Annotated in this window: 15 protein-coding genes and 2 pseudogenes; 11 read left to right on the forward strand and 6 right to left on the reverse strand. The window is 70.3% G+C overall.

Features of this window, described 5'->3' with window-relative positions:
- The first annotated feature begins 42 nt into the window (after positions 1-42).
- The 8 genes from OHB21_RS25525 (at position 43) to ppc (ending at position 9,037) form a co-directional block, all read left to right on the forward strand.
- A complete protein-coding gene (locus tag OHB21_RS25525; protein WP_195125860.1) occupies positions 43-1,074 on the forward strand; it encodes a hypothetical protein in 1,032 nt (343 codons plus the stop codon).
- A gap of 269 nt (positions 1,075-1,343) precedes the next feature.
- Entirely contained in the window at positions 1,344-3,086 is a 1,743-nt protein-coding gene (locus OHB21_RS25530; RefSeq protein ID WP_195125899.1) for a sensor histidine kinase, read from the forward strand.
- Complete coding sequence (locus tag OHB21_RS25535; protein ID WP_113975209.1) at positions 3,046-3,429, forward strand: roadblock/LC7 domain-containing protein; 384 nt, start codon at positions 3,046-3,048, stop codon at positions 3,427-3,429. The genes OHB21_RS25530 and OHB21_RS25535 overlap by 41 nt, the downstream gene beginning before the upstream one ends.
- Entirely contained in the window at positions 3,426-3,866 is a 441-nt protein-coding gene (locus tag OHB21_RS25540; RefSeq protein ID WP_195125861.1) for a DUF742 domain-containing protein, read from the forward strand. Before OHB21_RS25535 ends, OHB21_RS25540 begins: the two co-directional genes overlap by 4 nt.
- On the forward strand, positions 3,847-4,449 hold the full coding sequence (locus tag OHB21_RS25545) for a GTP-binding protein (RefSeq protein WP_324192153.1): 603 nt from the start codon (positions 3,847-3,849) through the stop codon (positions 4,447-4,449). The genes OHB21_RS25540 and OHB21_RS25545 overlap by 20 nt, the downstream gene beginning before the upstream one ends.
- 44 nt (positions 4,450-4,493) lie before the next feature.
- Positions 4,494-5,030 carry a sugar O-acetyltransferase gene (locus OHB21_RS25550; protein WP_228791517.1) on the forward strand — a complete coding sequence of 179 codons (537 nt, stop codon included), beginning with the start codon at positions 4,494-4,496 and terminating at the stop codon, positions 5,028-5,030.
- A gap of 22 nt (positions 5,031-5,052) precedes the next feature.
- A complete protein-coding gene (locus OHB21_RS25555) occupies positions 5,053-6,183 on the forward strand; it encodes an AAA family ATPase (protein ID WP_195125864.1) in 1,131 nt (376 codons plus the stop codon).
- A gap of 79 nt (positions 6,184-6,262) precedes the next feature.
- Positions 6,263-9,037, forward strand: a complete 2,775-nt coding sequence (gene ppc, locus OHB21_RS25560) for a phosphoenolpyruvate carboxylase (protein WP_067506679.1) — start codon at positions 6,263-6,265, stop codon at positions 9,035-9,037.
- 54 nt (positions 9,038-9,091) lie between these two features.
- On the opposite strand, the pseudogene OHB21_RS25565 reads toward ppc, so the two are convergent.
- From OHB21_RS25565 to cynS, 5 genes and pseudogenes are all read right to left on the reverse strand, one after another.
- Positions 9,092-9,313: pseudogene (locus OHB21_RS25565) on the reverse strand (dihydrofolate reductase family protein); the annotation flags it as partial.
- Between the two features lie 162 nt (positions 9,314-9,475).
- Positions 9,476-10,294, reverse strand: coding sequence for an ABC transporter ATP-binding protein (locus OHB21_RS25570; protein WP_067506819.1), 819 nt, complete (start codon positions 10,292-10,294; stop codon positions 9,476-9,478).
- Positions 10,295-10,321: 27 nt separating this feature from the next.
- Positions 10,322-11,212 (reverse strand): ABC transporter permease, encoded by an 891-nt coding sequence (locus tag OHB21_RS25575; RefSeq protein ID WP_195125866.1) that lies wholly within the window; start codon positions 11,210-11,212, stop codon positions 10,322-10,324.
- A complete protein-coding gene (locus tag OHB21_RS25580) occupies positions 11,209-12,459 on the reverse strand; it encodes an ABC transporter substrate-binding protein (protein WP_195125867.1) in 1,251 nt (416 codons plus the stop codon). Before OHB21_RS25580 ends, OHB21_RS25575 begins: the two co-directional genes overlap by 4 nt.
- Before the next feature lie 127 nt (positions 12,460-12,586).
- Positions 12,587-13,039 carry a cyanase gene (cynS, locus tag OHB21_RS25585; protein ID WP_067506668.1) on the reverse strand — a complete coding sequence of 151 codons (453 nt, stop codon included), beginning with the start codon at positions 13,037-13,039 and terminating at the stop codon, positions 12,587-12,589.
- 213 nt (positions 13,040-13,252) lie between these two features.
- Between cynS and OHB21_RS25590 the strand changes: the two genes are divergently transcribed.
- Positions 13,253-14,023: a helix-turn-helix domain-containing protein gene (locus OHB21_RS25590; protein ID WP_195125868.1), complete on the forward strand. Its 771-nt coding sequence runs from the start codon at positions 13,253-13,255 to the stop codon at positions 14,021-14,023.
- Here OHB21_RS25590 and OHB21_RS25595 read toward each other — a convergent pair.
- The gene (locus tag OHB21_RS25595) at positions 13,984-14,295 is read right to left on the reverse strand and encodes a hypothetical protein (RefSeq protein WP_195125869.1); all 312 of its coding nucleotides are present in this window, start codon (positions 14,293-14,295) and stop codon (positions 13,984-13,986) included. The genes OHB21_RS25590 and OHB21_RS25595 overlap by 40 nt on opposite strands.
- Before the next feature lie 244 nt (positions 14,296-14,539).
- On the opposite strand from OHB21_RS25595, the pseudogene OHB21_RS25600 reads away from it, so the two are divergent.
- Both OHB21_RS25600 and OHB21_RS25605 read left to right on the forward strand, forming a co-directional pair.
- A pseudogene (locus OHB21_RS25600) lies at positions 14,540-15,754 on the forward strand (transcription termination factor Rho, short form); the annotation flags it as partial.
- A gap of 51 nt (positions 15,755-15,805) precedes the next feature.
- Positions 15,806-16,486 (forward strand): HEAT repeat domain-containing protein, encoded by a 681-nt coding sequence (locus OHB21_RS25605; RefSeq protein ID WP_195125870.1) that lies wholly within the window; start codon positions 15,806-15,808, stop codon positions 16,484-16,486.
- Positions 16,487-16,495: the final 9 nt, after the last annotated feature.

The following is a 16,495-nucleotide window of genomic DNA, read 5'->3' on the forward strand; positions in this document are numbered from 1 at the left end:
CCCGGTCCGGCGTGCCGGAGCCAGTGGATGGGGTGCAGTGGTATGAGCGAGCCGCGTGAGATCGCCGAACGGCTACTCGACGCGCAGGTCGAATTCCTGCTCGCGGAGGTGACCGGCGACCGCTTCGCCGAAGTGGTCGCCCGCGACGTCGACACCGTGCTCGGCGTCGCCGACACGTTGATCTTCCGCGACGTGGTCGAGCTGGATCAGGCCAAACAGACCGTCGCCACCGTCGTCGACCTGATCGGCGGCAGTCCGGTGCTGGCCGACACCGTCGGCGTCTTCTCCGACACCATCTACGACCACATCGCCGAGAACGAGAGCTACACCCTCGGCCAGGTGGTGGACCGCGAGCCGGTGGAGGCGCTGCTGGAGAAGATCCTCGGCATGCACCAGGCCCAGGAACGCATCCTGGACCGGCTCACCGAGAGCCCACTGGTGGCGACCGTCGCCTCGCGGTTCGTCGACAAGCTGGTCGGCGACTTCATGCAGGCCAATCTGGAGCGCGCCGAGAAGATCCCGGGCGTCTCCTCGCTGATGTCGCTGGGCCAGTCCGCGGCGAACCGGGCGAAGAAGGCCGCCGACGGTACCTTCGTCGGGGATCTGGCGGGCAAGGGCGCGCTGTTCGCGCTCAAGCGCACCAATAACGCGATCCGCGAGATGCTGCGCGACGCCCCGGTCCACTCGGCCGCCATGGAGTTCTGGGACCTGCACGCCGACGAGCCCGTCAGCGGTCTGCGCGACTACCTCACCAAAGCCGACCTGAACGAACTCGTGGTGCTCTGCTACGAGATCGCGGTCACCACCCGCGAGAAGGAGTACCTCGGCCTGCTGGTCGAGGAGTGCGTCGAGGTGTTCTACGCCAAGTACGGCGACTACACGCTGGCCGCGATGCTCCCCGAACTCGGGCTCACGGGCGAGGACATCGCCGCCGAGATCCTGCGCTACGGCCCGGCCGTGGTCGAGGGCGCCAAGCGAAACGGCGTGCTGGCCAAGCTGATTCGCGAGCGCCTGGAGCCGTTCTACCTGTCCGAGCCGGTGCTGTCGATCCTGGGCGAGGCGGCGAAGGGGTAGGCGGATCGGCCCGGCCGAACCGAAGGCCGGTCTCGCCTCGGGGGAGTGCGCCGCGCCGGTCGCGCGGTGCACCGCGTCCCGCGCCGCGCGGTGAGCGGAACGAAATCTCGAAAATTGTTGATTACCAGCGTGTTGACAACCCGCGAGATGTCCGGATTGTCGCTTTTTCGCGTTGACGCTCCCGAGGCCCTGTGGCAGTTTGCTCGTGAATCCCGTGGGGGCCGGTTCGGGCCGTCGCGGCGAACGCGCGAGGAGCTTCCGTGGTGCGAATGCGGTCCGGACCCCGGCCGTCCGGCGTGGCGACCGGTCCGTCCGGGCGCGCCGGCTTTGTCGGCGGTCTCGTGCGTCCGCGCACCATTCGCGGGCGGCTCGCCCGGATTCTCGCCGTGTCGCTCGCGGTGGTTTTCGCGCTGCTGGCGGTCACCGCCGCCGCGCAGGTGCGGGCGTACCAGCGCGCCGGCGCGGCCGCCGAGTCGGTGTCGCTCGCCCTGGCGGTCCAGGACGTCCTGCACGAGGCGCAGCGCGAACGCGGTTTGAGCAACGGCATGCTCGGCGGGGACGCCGGGCTGGCGGGCGCGGTGGCCGACCAGCGGAGCGCCACGGATCGAGCCCTGCGCGCGCTGGACGGCGAATCATCCTCCGGCGCACCGGGTTCGGATCAGGTGCGGGCGGCCGTCGGGCGTTTGGCCGCGTTGCCCGCGGTGCGCGCCCAGATCGACGAGCGCCGCCTCGGCAGGCAGGCCGCGTTCCAGTTCTACACCGACGCCATCGACACCCTGAACCACCTGCGCCTCGGCCTGGACCACGCCGACGACGCCGCCGTGCGCCGCGGGCTGCTCGCCCTGTCCACGCTGGGTGAGGCGAAGGAACAGACCGCCCGGGAACGCGGGTTCCTCAACGGCGTCTTCGCGGCGGGCGGATTCGGGCCCGGCGAGTACGTGCAGTTCCTCGACATCCGCGCCGCGAAGACGATCGCGCTCGCCGCCTTCACCCGCGATGCCACCCCCGCGCACCGGGACCTGCTCGCCGCCGCGCTGGCCGGCGAGAACGCCACGCGCGCGGCGGAATCCGAGCGGGTCGCGGTGGACTCGGCGGCGGGGCCGCTGGTGCGCCCGGTCGATCCCGGCGACTGGTGGGCCCGGATGACGGCGGTGATCGACGAGCAGCGCGTCGTGCAGCAGGCGGTCGGCGACGCCGTGCGCGACCGCGCCGACGACCTGCGTGACCGCGCCGCCCTGGTGCTGCTGATCTTCGCGCTCGCCGCGCTGGCCGCCGTCGCGGCGGAGGTCGCGCTGGTGGTGGCGAGCATGCGCGCGATCGTGCGTCCCTTGGCCGAGCTGGCCGACGTGGCCGACGACGTGGCGAGCCGCCGCCTGCCCGAGGTGATCGCCGCCTGGCACGCCGACCCCGAGACGACGCCGGATCGACCGGCGCCGGTCCGCACCCCGCCCGGCGCGTCGGTCGAGATCGAGGCCGTGGCAGGCGCTTTGGACCGCGTCCAGGACACCGCGTACGCGCTGGCCTCGGAACAGGCGCTGCTGCGGCGCAATTCGACCGAGTCGATGGCGAACCTGGCCCGCCGCAACCAGAATCTCGTGCGCAGGCAGCTCGGCCTGATCAGCGAGTTCGAGCGCGAGGAACTCGACCCGAAGGCATTGTCGAACCTGTTCGAGCTGGATCACCTCGCCACCCGCATGCGCCGCAACGCCGAGAGCCTGCTCGTGCTCGTCGGCGAGGGCAGCCCCCGGAGCTGGGCCGCACCGATCGCCCTCACCGATGTGATCCGCGCGGGCCTGTCCGAAGTGGACGACTACCGTCGCGTGGTGCTGCGCCGGGTGGACGAGGTCGCCATCGCGGGCGCGGCGGTGAGCGAACTGGCGCACATCCTCGCCGAACTCATCGAGAACGGGCTCGCGTTCTCCCCGCCGGACCGATCTGCGACCGACCGCCGACCCGCACACCTTCAACTGGATGCTGGCCAATTTCGTCCGCGACACCGACGGGGTGCGTGACACCGTCGCGGTGTCCTCCGACGGCCTGCTCATCGCCATGTCCGACGGGCTGGACCGGGCCGGTGCCGACCGGTTGGCCGCCATCGTGTCCGGACTGTCCGGCCTGGCCAGGAGCGCCTCGCGCAGCTACGCCTTCGACGGGCTGAAGCTCATCATGATCGAGATGCGCCGCGGGTTTCTGCTGGTGTCGGCGCTCGGCGACGGCAGCTGCCTGGGCGTGATCGCCGACGGCGGCTGCGATGTGGGCCTGGTCGGCTACGAGATGGCGGTGCTCGCCGACCGCGCGGGCGCGCTGCTCGACCCGGCGCTCATCTCCCGGCTGCGAGAGTCGTTGCGCAGATGAGCGATCCGGACCTGCCGCGACTGCCGGACCCGCGCATGATCCCGGTGACCCGTCCCGGCGGGTGGTTCGACCCGGCGAATCCGAGCCACGACACTGCCGAAAAGCCCACCGACGGTGCGGATTCCGTGGTCCGGCCGTTCGTCGTGACGGCGGGCCGCACCCTGCCGCTGCGCGACGATCTGCGCATCGAAACACTCGTGCACGCCACGCCCGCCGCGCTGTCGGCGCCGTTGCGCTTCGAGGAACGCACGGTCGTCCTGCTGTGTCAGCGGCCGCATTCCATCGCCGAGATCGGCGCGGCGCTGCGCGTCCCGGTGGGCGTCGCGAGGGTCGTGGTGAGCGATCTGGCCGCCGCAGGACACGTGACGGTGCGCGCCGCCGAGGAGCTCTCCACCGCCGCCATCGAGAGGATCAGGGATCTTGTCCGCGCACTCTGACACCCCAGCATCGCCCCAGTCGTCGGTGAAGATCGTCGTGAGCGGCGGATTCGGCGTCGGCAAGACCACGTTCATCGGCGCCATCTCCGAGATCGAACCGCTCGTCACCGAGGCCGCCATGACCGAGTTCTCGGTGGGGGTGGACGACGCGGGCCACCGCGCCGACAAGACTCAGACCACCGTCGCGCTGGATTTCGGCCGGATCACGCTGGACAGCTCGCTGCTGCTCTATCTGTTCGGCACACCGGGCCAGGATCGGTTCGTCTTCCTCTGGGACGATCTGTCCGATGGCGCGCTCGGCGCGGTGATCGTGGTCGACACCGACCGGGTGGAGGACTGCTACCCGGTGCTCGACTACTTCGAGGAGCGCGCCATCCCGTTCGTGGTGGTGGTGAACCGCTTCGAAGGCGGTGCGCACTTCGCCCTCGACGAAGTCCGCGAAGCCCTCGATCTCGACGAGTGGATCCCGCTGCTCGAATGCGATGCGCGCCAGCGTGATTCGGTGAAGGAGGTGCTGGTCGCGCTGCTCGAACAGGTGCTGGCGCACCGCGTCGCCCCACCCGCCGCGCACCGGGCGGGCTGACGCCCACAGCTACTGTTGGCCCGGTGGGAGAACAGAAGCGGCGAATGCTGAGCGGGGAGCTCTACAAGGACAGCGACCCGGAACTGGTGGCCGAACGACGGCGGGCGCAGGCGCTGTGCGACGAATTCAATCGGACGGGACCGGACGAGACCGGCCGCCGCGAGGTCCTGCTGCGGCAGTTGCTCGGCAAACTGGGCGAGGGGTCGTGGATCATGCCGCGATTCCAGTGCGACTACGGCCATCTCATCGAGATCGGCGCGAACAGCTTCCTCAACTACGACGCCATCCTGCTGGACTGCGCGCCGATCACGATCGGTGACGACGTGTCGATCGGCCCACGCTGCCAGCTGCTCACCGCGCTGCATCCGATGGCGGACCACGAGGCCCGGCGGCAGCGCTGGGAGTCGGCCGCGCCGATCGCGATCGGCGATAACGTCTGGTTCGGCGGCGGCGTCATCGTGTGTCCGGGCGTGACGGTGGGGTCGAACACGGTGGTCGGCGCGGGCAGCGTGGTGACCCGCGACCTGCCCGAGCGCGTGTTCGCCGCGGGCAACCCGGCCCGGGTGATCCGCGCGCTCTGAGCCGCCTGGCTAGCCTGGGGCCATGCTGACCACCCTCGCCGTCGAGAACTACCGCTCGCTGCGCAGGCTGGTGTTGCCGCTGGGCCGGCTGACCGTGATCACGGGCGCGAACGGCAGCGGCAAGTCCAGCCTGTACCGGGTGCTGCGGTTGCTGGCGGGGTTCGCGCGCGAGGGCGCGGTGGCGGCGCTCGCGGCCGAGGGCGGGCTCGACTCGACGCTGTGGGCCGGTCCGGGGCGCACGGCGCGCGACGAATCGCTGGCGCTGCGACTGGGTTTCGCGGGCGAGGATTTCGGTTACGCCGCCGACCTGGGCATTCCGATTCCCGGCGGCGCGGGAACGCTGTTCGGCCGCGATCCGGAGATCAAGGCGGAGGCGGTGTGGGCGGGGCCGGTGCTGCGCCCGGTCACCACGCTCGCCGAACGCGGTGGTCCGGTGGTGCGGCTGCGCGCCGACGACGGCGACTGGTCGCTGGTGCCGCACACCCTGCGGCCCTACGAGACCATGCTCACCGAACTCGCCGACCCGCAGCGCGCGCCCGACCTGCTGGTGCTGCGCGAACGCATCCGCTCCTGGCGCTTCTACGACCACCTGCGCACCGACGCCGACGCACCCGCCCGCACCCCGCGCCTGGGCACCAGGACCATGGCGCTGGCCCACGACGGCGCGGATCTGGCCGCCGCGTGGCAGACCATTCGCGAGATCGGCGACGACGAGAAGTTGAGCGAGGCCGTCGATCACGCGTTCCCCGGTAGCCGGGTCGACATCGTCGCCAGGGATGGGCGGTTCGAACTGCTGCTGCACCAGCCGGGCCTGCTGCGCCCGCTCGGCGCGGCGGAGGTGTCCGACGGCACCCTGCGCTACCTGCTGCTGGTCGCCGCGCTGCTCACGCCCCGGCCGCCGGAGCTGCTGGTCCTCAACGAGCCCGAGACCAGCCTGCACCCCGACCTGCTCGCCCCGCTCGGCGAACTCGTCGCCACCGCCGCCGAATCCACCCAGGTCGTGGTCGTCACCCACGCCGACGCCCTGCGCCACGCCATCACCGCGCACGACCCCGCCGCCCACACCCTCGAACTGGTCAAGGAATCCGGCGCGACCACCCTGCGCGGGCAGGGATTGCTGGACGAACCCGCCTGGTACTGGCCGGAACGTTGAGCCCGACGAACCACCGCGCGGTTGTGACCCCGATCGTGTCGGGCGCGCGGCACGGGGTGCCGGCAGTAGGGTCGGACGCATGACTGAGGCGCGGATCGAGACGGCACAGGACGCGACGCGGCCGCTGCGCGACGACATCCGGTTCCTGGGTGGCGTGCTCGGCGACACGATTCGCGATCACGAGGGCCCTGAGGTGTTCGACCTCATCGAGCGGGTGCGGGTGGAGGCGTTCCGGGTGCGGCGCGAGGAGGTGGAGCGCAGCGCGGTCGCGGAGATGCTCGAAGACGTCGACATCGCCGTCGCGCTGCCGCTGATCCGGGCGTTCAGCTATTTCGTGCTGCTGGCCAACCTCGCCGAGGACATCCAGCGCGACCGCCGCCGCGCCGTGCACGTGGGCGCGGGGGAGCCGCCGCAGGATTCGTCGCTGGCCGCCACCTACGGCAAACTCGACGCCGCCGCGCTCGACGCCGACCGCGTGGCCGATCTGCTCACCGACGCGCTCGTCTCGCCGGTCATCACCGCGCACCCCACCGAGACCCGGCGGCGCACCGTCTTCGACGGCCAGACCGCCATCACCGATCTGATGCGCCGCCGCCAGCGCTACACCGACGCCGAACCCGAGCGCGCCGCGATCGACCTCGATATCCGCCGCCAGGTGCTGTCGCTGTGGCGGACGGCGCTGATCCGGTTGGCGCGCTTGCGGATTCAGGACGAGATCGCCGTCGGCCTGCGCTACTACGAACTCACCCTGTTCGACGTGATCCCCGCGATCAACGCCGAGGTACGGGCGGCGCTGCGCGCGCGCTGGCCCGACGCCGGCCTGCTGCCGCGCCCGATCCTGCGGCCCGGCTCGTGGATCGGCGGCGACCGCGACGGAAACCCTTACGTCACCGCCGATGTCGTGCGGCACGCGGCGCGCCAGGCCGCCGCCGTGGCCTTCGGCCGCTACCTGCGCGAGCTGGTGGAGCTGGAGAAGTCGCTCGCGCAGTCGGCGCGCCTGGTGACGGTGACGCCCGAGGTCGCGGCACTGGCCGAGGCCGGGTATCCCGACCCCGCCACCTTCGCCGACGAACCGTATCGCCGTGCGCTGCACCGCATCCGGGCCCGGCTCACCGCGACCGCCACGGCGGCGCTGGGCGCCCCGCCCGCCGACGGTGTCACCGATATCGCGGCCGAGCCCTATCCGACGCCGCAATCGGTGCTCGACGATCTCGACGCGATCGACGCCTCCCTGCGCGCCACCGGTGACGGCTTGATCGCCGACGACCGCCTCGCCGCGCTGCGCCACGCCCTCGAGACCTTCGGCTTCCACCTCCAAGGCCTCGACATGCGGCAGAACTCGGAGGTGCACGAACAGGTCGTCGCCGAACTGCTGGCCTGGGCGGGCGTGCACGCCGACTACGCGAACCTGTCCGAGGCCGAGCGGGTGGAGCTGCTCGCCGCCGAATTGCGCACCCGCCGTCCGCTGTTGGGCGCGAACGCCCGGCTCAGCGAGCTCGCCGCCAAGGAGGTCGGCATCGTCCGCGCGGCGAAGGAAGTCGTGGACACCTTCGGCGAGGAGGCGGTGCCGAACTACATCATCAGCATGTGCACGTCGGTGAGCGACATGCTGGAGGCGGCGCTGCTGCTGAAGGAGGGCGGGCTGCTGGATCCCGGCGCGCCGGAGGGGGCGGCGCGCTGCCCGGTGAACATCGTCCCGCTGTTCGAGACCATCGAAGACCTCGGCGCGGGTGCGGCCACGCTGTCGGCCGCGCTGGAGGTGCCGGTGTACCGGGATCTGGTGTCCGCCAACGGTATGCGCCAGGAGGTCATGCTCGGCTACTCCGACTCCAACAAGGACGGCGGCTACCTCGCCGCCAACTGGGCGCTGTACCGGGCCGAACTCGATCTGGTCGAAGTCGCGCGCAAGACCGGAATCCGGTTGCGGCTCTTCCACGGTCGCGGCGGCACCGTGGGCCGCGGCGGCGGCCGCAGCTACGACGCCATCCTCGCCCAACCGGCCGGGGCGGTGCGCGGGTCGCTGCGCCTCACCGAACAGGGCGAGGTGATCGCCGCGAAGTACGCCGAATCCCGTGCGGCGCACCGCAATCTGGAATCCTTGATCGCGGGCACCCTGGAATCGACGCTGCTGGACGTGGAAGGTCTCGGCCCCGACGCCGAGCCCTCCTACGAACTCATGGACGATCTCGCGGCCCGCGCCCGCGCCGCCTACGCGCGGCTCGTGCACGAAACACCCGGATTCGTCGCGTATTTCCGCCAGTCCACCCCGGTCGCGGAGGTGGGCGATCTCAATATCGGCAGCAGGCCCGCCTCGCGGAAACCGACCAACTCGGTCGCCGACCTGCGCGCCATCCCGTGGGTGATGTCGTGGAGCCAGGCCCGCGTCATGCTCCCCGGCTGGTACGGCACCGGCACCGCCCTCGAGGAGTGGGTGGGCGGCGATCCCGGCCGCCTCGCCACCCTCACCGACCTGTATCACCGGTGGCCGTTCTTCCGGACGGTGCTGTCGAACATGGCGCAGGTGCTCGCCAAGAGCGACCTCGACATCGCCGCCCGCTACGCCGACCTCGTCACCGATCAGGCGTTGCGCGACAACATCTTCGGCATGATCCGCGACGAGCACGCCCGCACCCTGCGCATGCACGCCGCCATCACCGGCAACCCCGAACTGCTGGCCGACAACCCCTCCCTCGCCGAGTCCATCCACAACCGCTTCCCCTACCTGGAGCCCCTCAACCAGATGCAGGTGGAGCTGCTGCGCCGCCTGCGCTCCGGCGACGACTCCGAACTCGTCAAACGCGGCATCCTCCTCACCATGAACGGCTTGGCCACCGCGCTGCGCAACTCGGGATAGGGCAACTCGGGACAGGGCAACTCGGGACAGGGCGAGCCCGCGAGATCCCGACCGTCACGTGCGCCAGAAGAAGTGGTGGACGACGCCGCTCGGGCTAGGGACCCGCTCCGGATGGAACCGGTCGGTGAGATCGTCGGGGCTGGTCCACAGGCGTTCGCCGCGCCCGAGTTCGATCGGCGCCACCGCGACGTGCAGCGTGTCGACCAGGTCGGCGTCGAGGAATTCGCGCACGGTGGCGACACCGCCGCCGATCCGCACGTCCTTGCCGTCGGCATGCCCGAAGGGACGCTCCGCGCTCTGTCCCTCCCCGGAGCCGTACCCGTCCCGGGAGACGGTGAAGTTCTGAACGCGGGCCAACGGCGCCATCGGAATAACCCTTCTGATCGCGAGGTACGGACAGGGGACGCTAACCGAGCCGTACGCGCGAGACAATCACCCTCAGGCGGCCACGTCGGGCCGGGGCGCGGTGAGGGAGTCGAGCAGGGTGCTGCGGAGTTCGTAGAAGGTCTGGTCGCGGTTGAGGTCGGACTGGTTGCGGGGGCGGGCGAACGGCACGCGGATGTCCTGGGTGATGGTGGCGGCGGGCCCGTGCGACATCACCAGGATGCGATCGGACAGCACGATGGCCTCGTCGACGTCGTGGGTCACCATGACGACGGTGCGGCGCTCGGACTCCCACAGCCGCAGCAGTTCGCCCTGGAGGTCCACGCGGGTGAGGGCGTCGAGCGCGCCGAACGGTTCATCGAGCAGCAACACCTCGGGCTGCAACGCGAACGCCCGCGCGATGCCCACCCGCTGCTGCATGCCGCCCGACAGTTGTGCCGGCTTCTTGTCCTTGTGCGCGGCCAGTTTCACCATATCGAGGTAGTGATCGGCGAGGTCGGCGCGCTCCCGCTTCGGCAACTCGGCGCGGGCGCAGTTCAGCGCGAACAGCACGTTCTCGCGCGCGGTCAGCCACGGCAGCAGCACATGTTGCTGGAATACCACGCCCCGGTCGTGGCCGGGGCCGGTGATGGGGCGCCGGTCGAGCCAGAGCAGACCGCCGTCGGGCTCGGTGAGCCCCGCGATCATCGACAGCACCGTCGACTTCCCGCACCCCGAGGGGCCGATCAGCGTGACGAACTGTCCTTCGTCGACGGTGAGCGAGGTGGGCGCGAGCACCTGATTCCAGTGAGGTTTGGCCGGATACCACTTCTCGACGTTCTCCAGAGCGAGAGAACCGGCGCGCGGATCGTCCGAATCCTGGTGGGTGGTCATGATATTCACTTCCTGGTCGAAGAACGGTCAGCCGTGCGGGATCTGTTTCGCGCCCCACACCACGAGCCGGTCGAGGACGAACCCGACCGCGCCGATGAGCAGAATCGCGACCACGATGGCCGGGACGGACAGCCGATTCCATTGGTTCCAGACGAAATAGCCCATCCCGCGGCTGCCGACGAGCATTTCCGCCGCGATGATCACCAGCCACCCCGTCGACAGCGACAGGCGCAGCCCGGTGAGAATCGAGGGCAGTGCGGCGGGCAGCTGGATACTCCGGATCACCTGGGCGCGTGAGGCTTCCAGCGTGCGCGCCAACTGCATGTAGAGCGGGTTCACCTTCTGCACGCCGTCGATGGTGTTGAGCAGGATCGGCCACAGCGAGGCCATCACGATCACGAAGATCGCCGTGTTCTCCGAATCCCGCAGCAGCGCCAAACCCAGCGGCAGCCAGGCGAGCGGCGAGACCGGGCGCAGCACCTGCACGAAAGGTTCGGTGGCCCACCGGATCCGGGCCGAGTTCCCGAGCAGGAATCCGAGCGGAATGGCGATCACCGCGGCGAGGAGGAAGCCGGTGAGCACCCGCTGCAAGCTGGCGACCAAGTGCCAGAAGATGCCGACACTGGCCGGGCCGGTCACGTAGAACGGATCTTTCAGGATGGACACCACTTGGTCCCAGGTGCCGCCCGGGGTCGGCGCGAGACCGTCGGCGCCTTGGTCGGCGGTCGCCACCGACCAGATCCCGATGCCCACCACCGAGATCGCCAGGAAGAGCAGCACCGCACCGGCCACCTGGGCGCGCAGTGCCGCCCGGTCGGCGGCGATCTTCGCGAGCACGCTCGGCGCGGTGTCCGGTGGGGGGCTCGCCTTTTCGGCGGGCGAAGCGATGGTCTTGTCCAGGGTGAGGTCTCGGGTCATGTCGTCGATACCTGCTTCACGGTCCAGTGCGAGGGATGGTCGGGGTCGAATCGGCGGCCGTTGATGAGCAATTCGGTCGCCGGGGCGGGCGGCGGGACGCCCAGCGCGGTGAACGCGGCGCGCGAGGCGTCGGCGTCGAACACCGAGCGAACCGTGTCGCGATACTCTTGCGCCGTCGTCCAGCGGCCGGCGCCGGCCAGCCCCCACCGCTGGAACTGCGTCAGCATCCAGATCCCGAACGCCTCCTGCGGATACGGCTCGAACCGGACCCGGTCGGGCACCCGGCGGGCGATCCCGGTGCCGTCCTGGAACTCGCCGGTGAGGATGGCCTCGAGCAGTTGCGGTTGCTGGTTCAGGAACTGCTCCGGTGCCATGGAACGTGCTGCGGCGGCGCGGTTCTCGGCCTTGTCGCTCCACAGCGCGGCGTCGTGGACGGCGCGGGTGAGCGCCTGGTAGGTCACCGGATTCGCTTGCGCGAACTCGTCGTTCACGCCGAACCCGCAGCACGGGTGCCCCGCCCACAGGTCACGCGTGAGCGTGAACAGGTACCCGGCGCCGGTCGCGACGGCGCGCTGGTTGAACGGATCGGGCCCGAGATAGCCGTCGACGCCGCCGGTCATGAGGTTGGCGACCATATCCGGCGGCCGCAGCACCCGCAGCTCCACATCGGTGTCGGGATCGAGTCCGCCCCGGCTGAGGAAGTCGCGGATCAGCAGGTTGTGCACCGAGTAGTCGAACGGCACGCCCAGCCGCATCCCCGCGAAGTCCTCCGGGCCGCGCACCCGTCCGAAGTGCTTGCGGTGCAAGGTGATCGCCTGACCGTTGGTGTTGGTGATCAGCGGCAACCGGGTGCGCATCCGTCCGGAGGCCAGCCCCTGGTCGATGGCCAGCGGCATCGGGGCGAGCATGTGCGTCGCGTCGATCTCGCCCGTGGCGTAGGCCGCCCACACCTCGGCCCAGCCGGAGAACTTCTTCAGCGTCACGTCCAGGCCGTGCTTGGCGTATATCCCGAGCGCCTTGGCGTTCACGATCGGCGAGGAACAGGTGATCGGAATGAATCCGACGGTGATCTTCGGCTTTTCGATACCCGGCAACGGCTCGAGGGCGACGCCGGGCACGGTGGTGCCGGACGCCGGTGCGGCGGCGGGCGGCGGGGGCGCGATGGGCGCGCACGCCGCGGTGGCGTACGCGCCGGCGACCGCGGCGCCGATACCCAGGAACCGCCTGCGGGGCAGCGGGCCCGGCATCCTCACGCCTCTCTCGGCGCGCGGGATGTGTTGCGGCCCCGTGCGAATGGTTGGCTGGCGGTCGGCATCATTCATCTCCGATACGGTGTGCGTCGCGAGAACGGGTGTTCTCGGATCGCGAGAGCGGTCAGAACTTGTAGTCGAGGAATTTCCCGTCGAGGGTCACCACCACGCGATCGCCGTCGGGATCGGGGCGGCGTTCGACCGTGAGGGTGAAATTGATGGCGCTCATGATGCCGTCGCCGAACTCCTCGTGAATCAATTCCTTGATCGCGGGCCCGTAGACGTTGAGCGCCTCGTAGAAGCGATAGATCGTCGGGTCGCTGGGCACCGGATTGTCGAACGTGCCGCGGTAGGGCTGGGTGCGCAGCGCCTCGACCACGGCGTCGTCGAGATCGAGCAGCGCGCCCACCGCGCGGGCCTCGGGTTCGGGCATCGGATGCTGCCCGTGCAGGGCGGCGATCGTCCACGCCGCGGGCCTGCCGATTTCCGCCGCGATCTCGCGCCAGGTGACCTTCTTCCTGATGCGTTGCGACACGACGTGTTTCGTGGCTTCGGCTTTGTCCATGATGGCGTCCATCGGCACTCCTCTCACCCGCACCACCGTCGGTGCGCTGCGTTCAGTCGACCATTTCGCGCGGGTCGCGCAGAAGCGAAAAGGGCGCACGGGAATGGGCAATTCGCGCACGGTTCCGGATGGCGGAATCGATTAACGGCGGCGTAACGGAATGCGCCGGAGACGTAACAATCGCGGACCTACACTGGCCTTTTCGGTACGGAAGCGCGAACAACGATGAGTACAGCCGCAATCGCCGTGGCGCGGCAGGTGGTCCATTCGATGGATCAGGCCGCGTGGGTCGTGGACCAGACCGGGCGGATCGTGATGATCAACCGCTCGGCGCTGTCGGTCCTCGGCTATCGCGGCGACGACGACGTGGTGGGCTGCTGTAGTCACGCCGCCTTCCATCATCACCACATCGACGGCGCGCCCTACGACCGCTCGACCTGCCCGATCCTGCGCGCCGCCGGGGGCACGCTGCCGTCGCGGGGCGGCACCGAGTGGATGATCCGGCGCACCGGCGTCGCGCTGCCGGTGTCGTGGTCGGCGTCGGAGCTGCGCCTCGACGCCGCGCGCATGCAGCTGATCACGCTGACCGTGCTGGACCGGTTGGCGGTCGAGGACGAACTCCGCCTCGCCCGCGAACGCACCTCGGTGCTGGAGCGGCGCGCGCTGTTCGAGAAGGCGCGCGATCTGATCGCCATCCGCGCGGGGGACCCGGACCTCACCCCGGTGACGCTCGCCCGCGAATTGCACGTCTCCCTGCGCTACCTCCAGGCCGCGTTCGCCGAGTCGGGCAGTTCCCCCGCCCGCGGCATCCGCGTGGCGCGACTGACCCGGGCGGCGAGCCTGCTCGAATCCGGGCTGACCGTGTCGGACGTGGTGGAACAGTCCGGATTCTCCGACCCGTCCACGTTCCGTCGGGCGTATCGCAGGCACTTCGGCACCACGCCGGGTGCCGGGCGTCAGAGCGTCGCCAAGCCGAACGACATGATGCTGCCGTAGAGAATCGGCACGACCCCGGAACCTGCCAAGAACAGCAGGTGATCGAGGGCGCGGCTCCGACCCCTCGTGCGGATCGCGTAGATCGCACTCGCGAGGGTCCAGATCGCCAGTGTCAGAACCGATCCCAGGGCGATCGCGAACCACGCGAACGGCCAGCACGCGACGACACACAGCACCCACAGCACGAACCCGGCGGCCAGCCCCGCCAGCAGGTGACTCGCGGCTTTGAGCCACCGCACGGAGGAGCGCCGCGCACCTGCCCTCGTGCTCATGGTGACCACCTTGTCGCCGGAAAGATCCTGGTCGGAGTCTATTCCGGCGGGACCCGCCCGGGGTCGATGTGCGAGCGGCATCACTACCGGGGGAACAAAAGCGGGACTGTTGCGCGTTGTGCCGAATGCCGCTACCGTTGATGCGGTCTGCAGCTCGTGGTCGCAGGTGATACCTCCCACGAGAATCCATGTTCGCCCCGGCGGTCTCATCCGTCGCGGTATCCGCACATCGCCGGCGTAGCTCGGCAGTCGCCGCCCCTCTCGACGGGCGGTGTTCGCGGCGATCCGCCGCACCTCACTCACTTCAGGAGAAATCATGCAGGACAACACTATTCAGAATCGGGACGCCGACGACCGGGAAACGGTCACCGGCATCCTCGACATCACGGGCAACACCCCCGCGCTGCGTGTGGAGGGCTACCTGCCCGGACCCGGCGACGCGCACGTGCCGACGCGGTTGATCCGCGAGCACGGGCTGCGCCGGGGCGACACCGTCGTCGGCACCCTCGGGCCCCGGCGCGACAACGCGAAACTCCCGCCGCTGGCCCGCGTCGACAGCGTCAACGGCCTGCCGCCCGAGAAGGCCCGCAACCGGCCGCATTTCGGCGATCTGGTGCCGATCTACCCGCGCGACCGCCTGCGGCTGGAAACCGAATCGCACGAGATGATCACGCGGGCAACAGATCTGGCCATGCCGATCGGCAAGGGGCAGCGCGCCCTTGTCGTCGCGCCGCCCAAGGCGGGCAAAACCACGGTGCTGCAATCGATCGCGCACGGCATCGCCAAGAACCACCCCGAATGCCACCTGATGCTGGTGCTCGTCGGCGAACGCCCGGAGGAGGTCACCGACCTGTCCCGCGCGGTGCCCGCCGACGTCGCCGCCGCCACCTTCGACCTCCCCGCCCCGGACCACATCGCCCTGGCCGAACTCGCCATCGAACACGCCAAGCGACTGGTCGAGATGGGCCGCGACGTGGTGGTGCTGCTGGACTCGCTCACCCGCCTGGCCCGCGCCTACAACCTGGCCGCCACCGGCTCCGGTCGCATCCTCTCCGGCGGCGTCGACGCCGGCGCGCTGGCCCCGCCGAAGAAGTTCCTCGGCGCCGCCCGCAATATCGAGCACGGCGGCTCGCTCACCATCATCGCGACCGCGCTGGTGGAGACCGGCTCCCTCGCCGACACCGTGATCTTCGAGGAGTACAAGGGCACCGGCAATGCCGAACTGAAGCTCGACCGCCAGCTCGCGGATCGCCGCCTCTTCCCGGCGATCGACCTCAGCCGTTCCAGCACCCGCAAGGAGGAACTGCTGCTCACCGTCGACGAACTCGCCGCCACGCATTCCCTGCGCAAGACTCTCTCCGGCCGCGAGCCGCAACAGGCCCTCGAACTGCTGCTCACGGGTCTGCGTCAGACCGAGACGAACGCCGAATTCCTCGCCCAGATCATCCGCGCCGGATAGTTCCGCTTGACCTTGACACTGTGACAAGGTCTTGAGTGGTGGGCGAAGGAGGTGGTTGTCGTGAACACAACCCATCGCGGCGGGCCGGACGCCCGCCTCGCCACCGCTCTGGCCGCCCCGGATGCGTCGGCCCGGCTGCGGGCGGCGCTCGAGGTGGGCACGCTGGGCGATCCGCGCTTCGCCGAAACCCTGGTGGCGCGCTGCGCCGTGGAGCCGGACTTCTTCGTCCGGGACATGCTGACCTGGGCGTTGTGCCGGCTGCCCGCGGACATCACCGTGCCCAGGCTGCTGGCCGAACTCCGGTCGGAGCGGGCGCAGGCGCGCAGCCAAGCGCTGCACACCCTGTCGAAGATCGGGGACCGCGGCGCCTGGCCTGCGGTGTCGGGCCTGCTGCACGACGAGCACGACGAGGTCGCGCTCAGCGCGTGGCGGGCCGCGGTGGTGCTCGTGCCGCACGGCGCGGCGGAAGGGCTTGCCGCCGATTTGGCCGCCGCCCTCGGCCGGGGCGATCGGGAGATGCACCTGAGTCTGAGTCGCGCGCTGGCGGCGCTCGACGAGGCCGCCGCGCCCGTGCTCGCCGCCGCCATGGCGAGCCCGGATCCGCGCGTGCGCGCCCACGCCGAAGCCACCGAACGACTCCGGCTCGACCCCGAGAGCGGGTTCACCCTCGCGGTCGAGGCGGCCAAGCGTGTCGCCGTAATCGGCTCGAACACAATCGGTTCGGACACTTAGGGAAGGGCG

The organism is Nocardia puris, from assembly GCF_036051655.1.
Classification (GTDB): domain Bacteria; phylum Actinomycetota; class Actinomycetes; order Mycobacteriales; family Mycobacteriaceae; genus Nocardia; species Nocardia puris.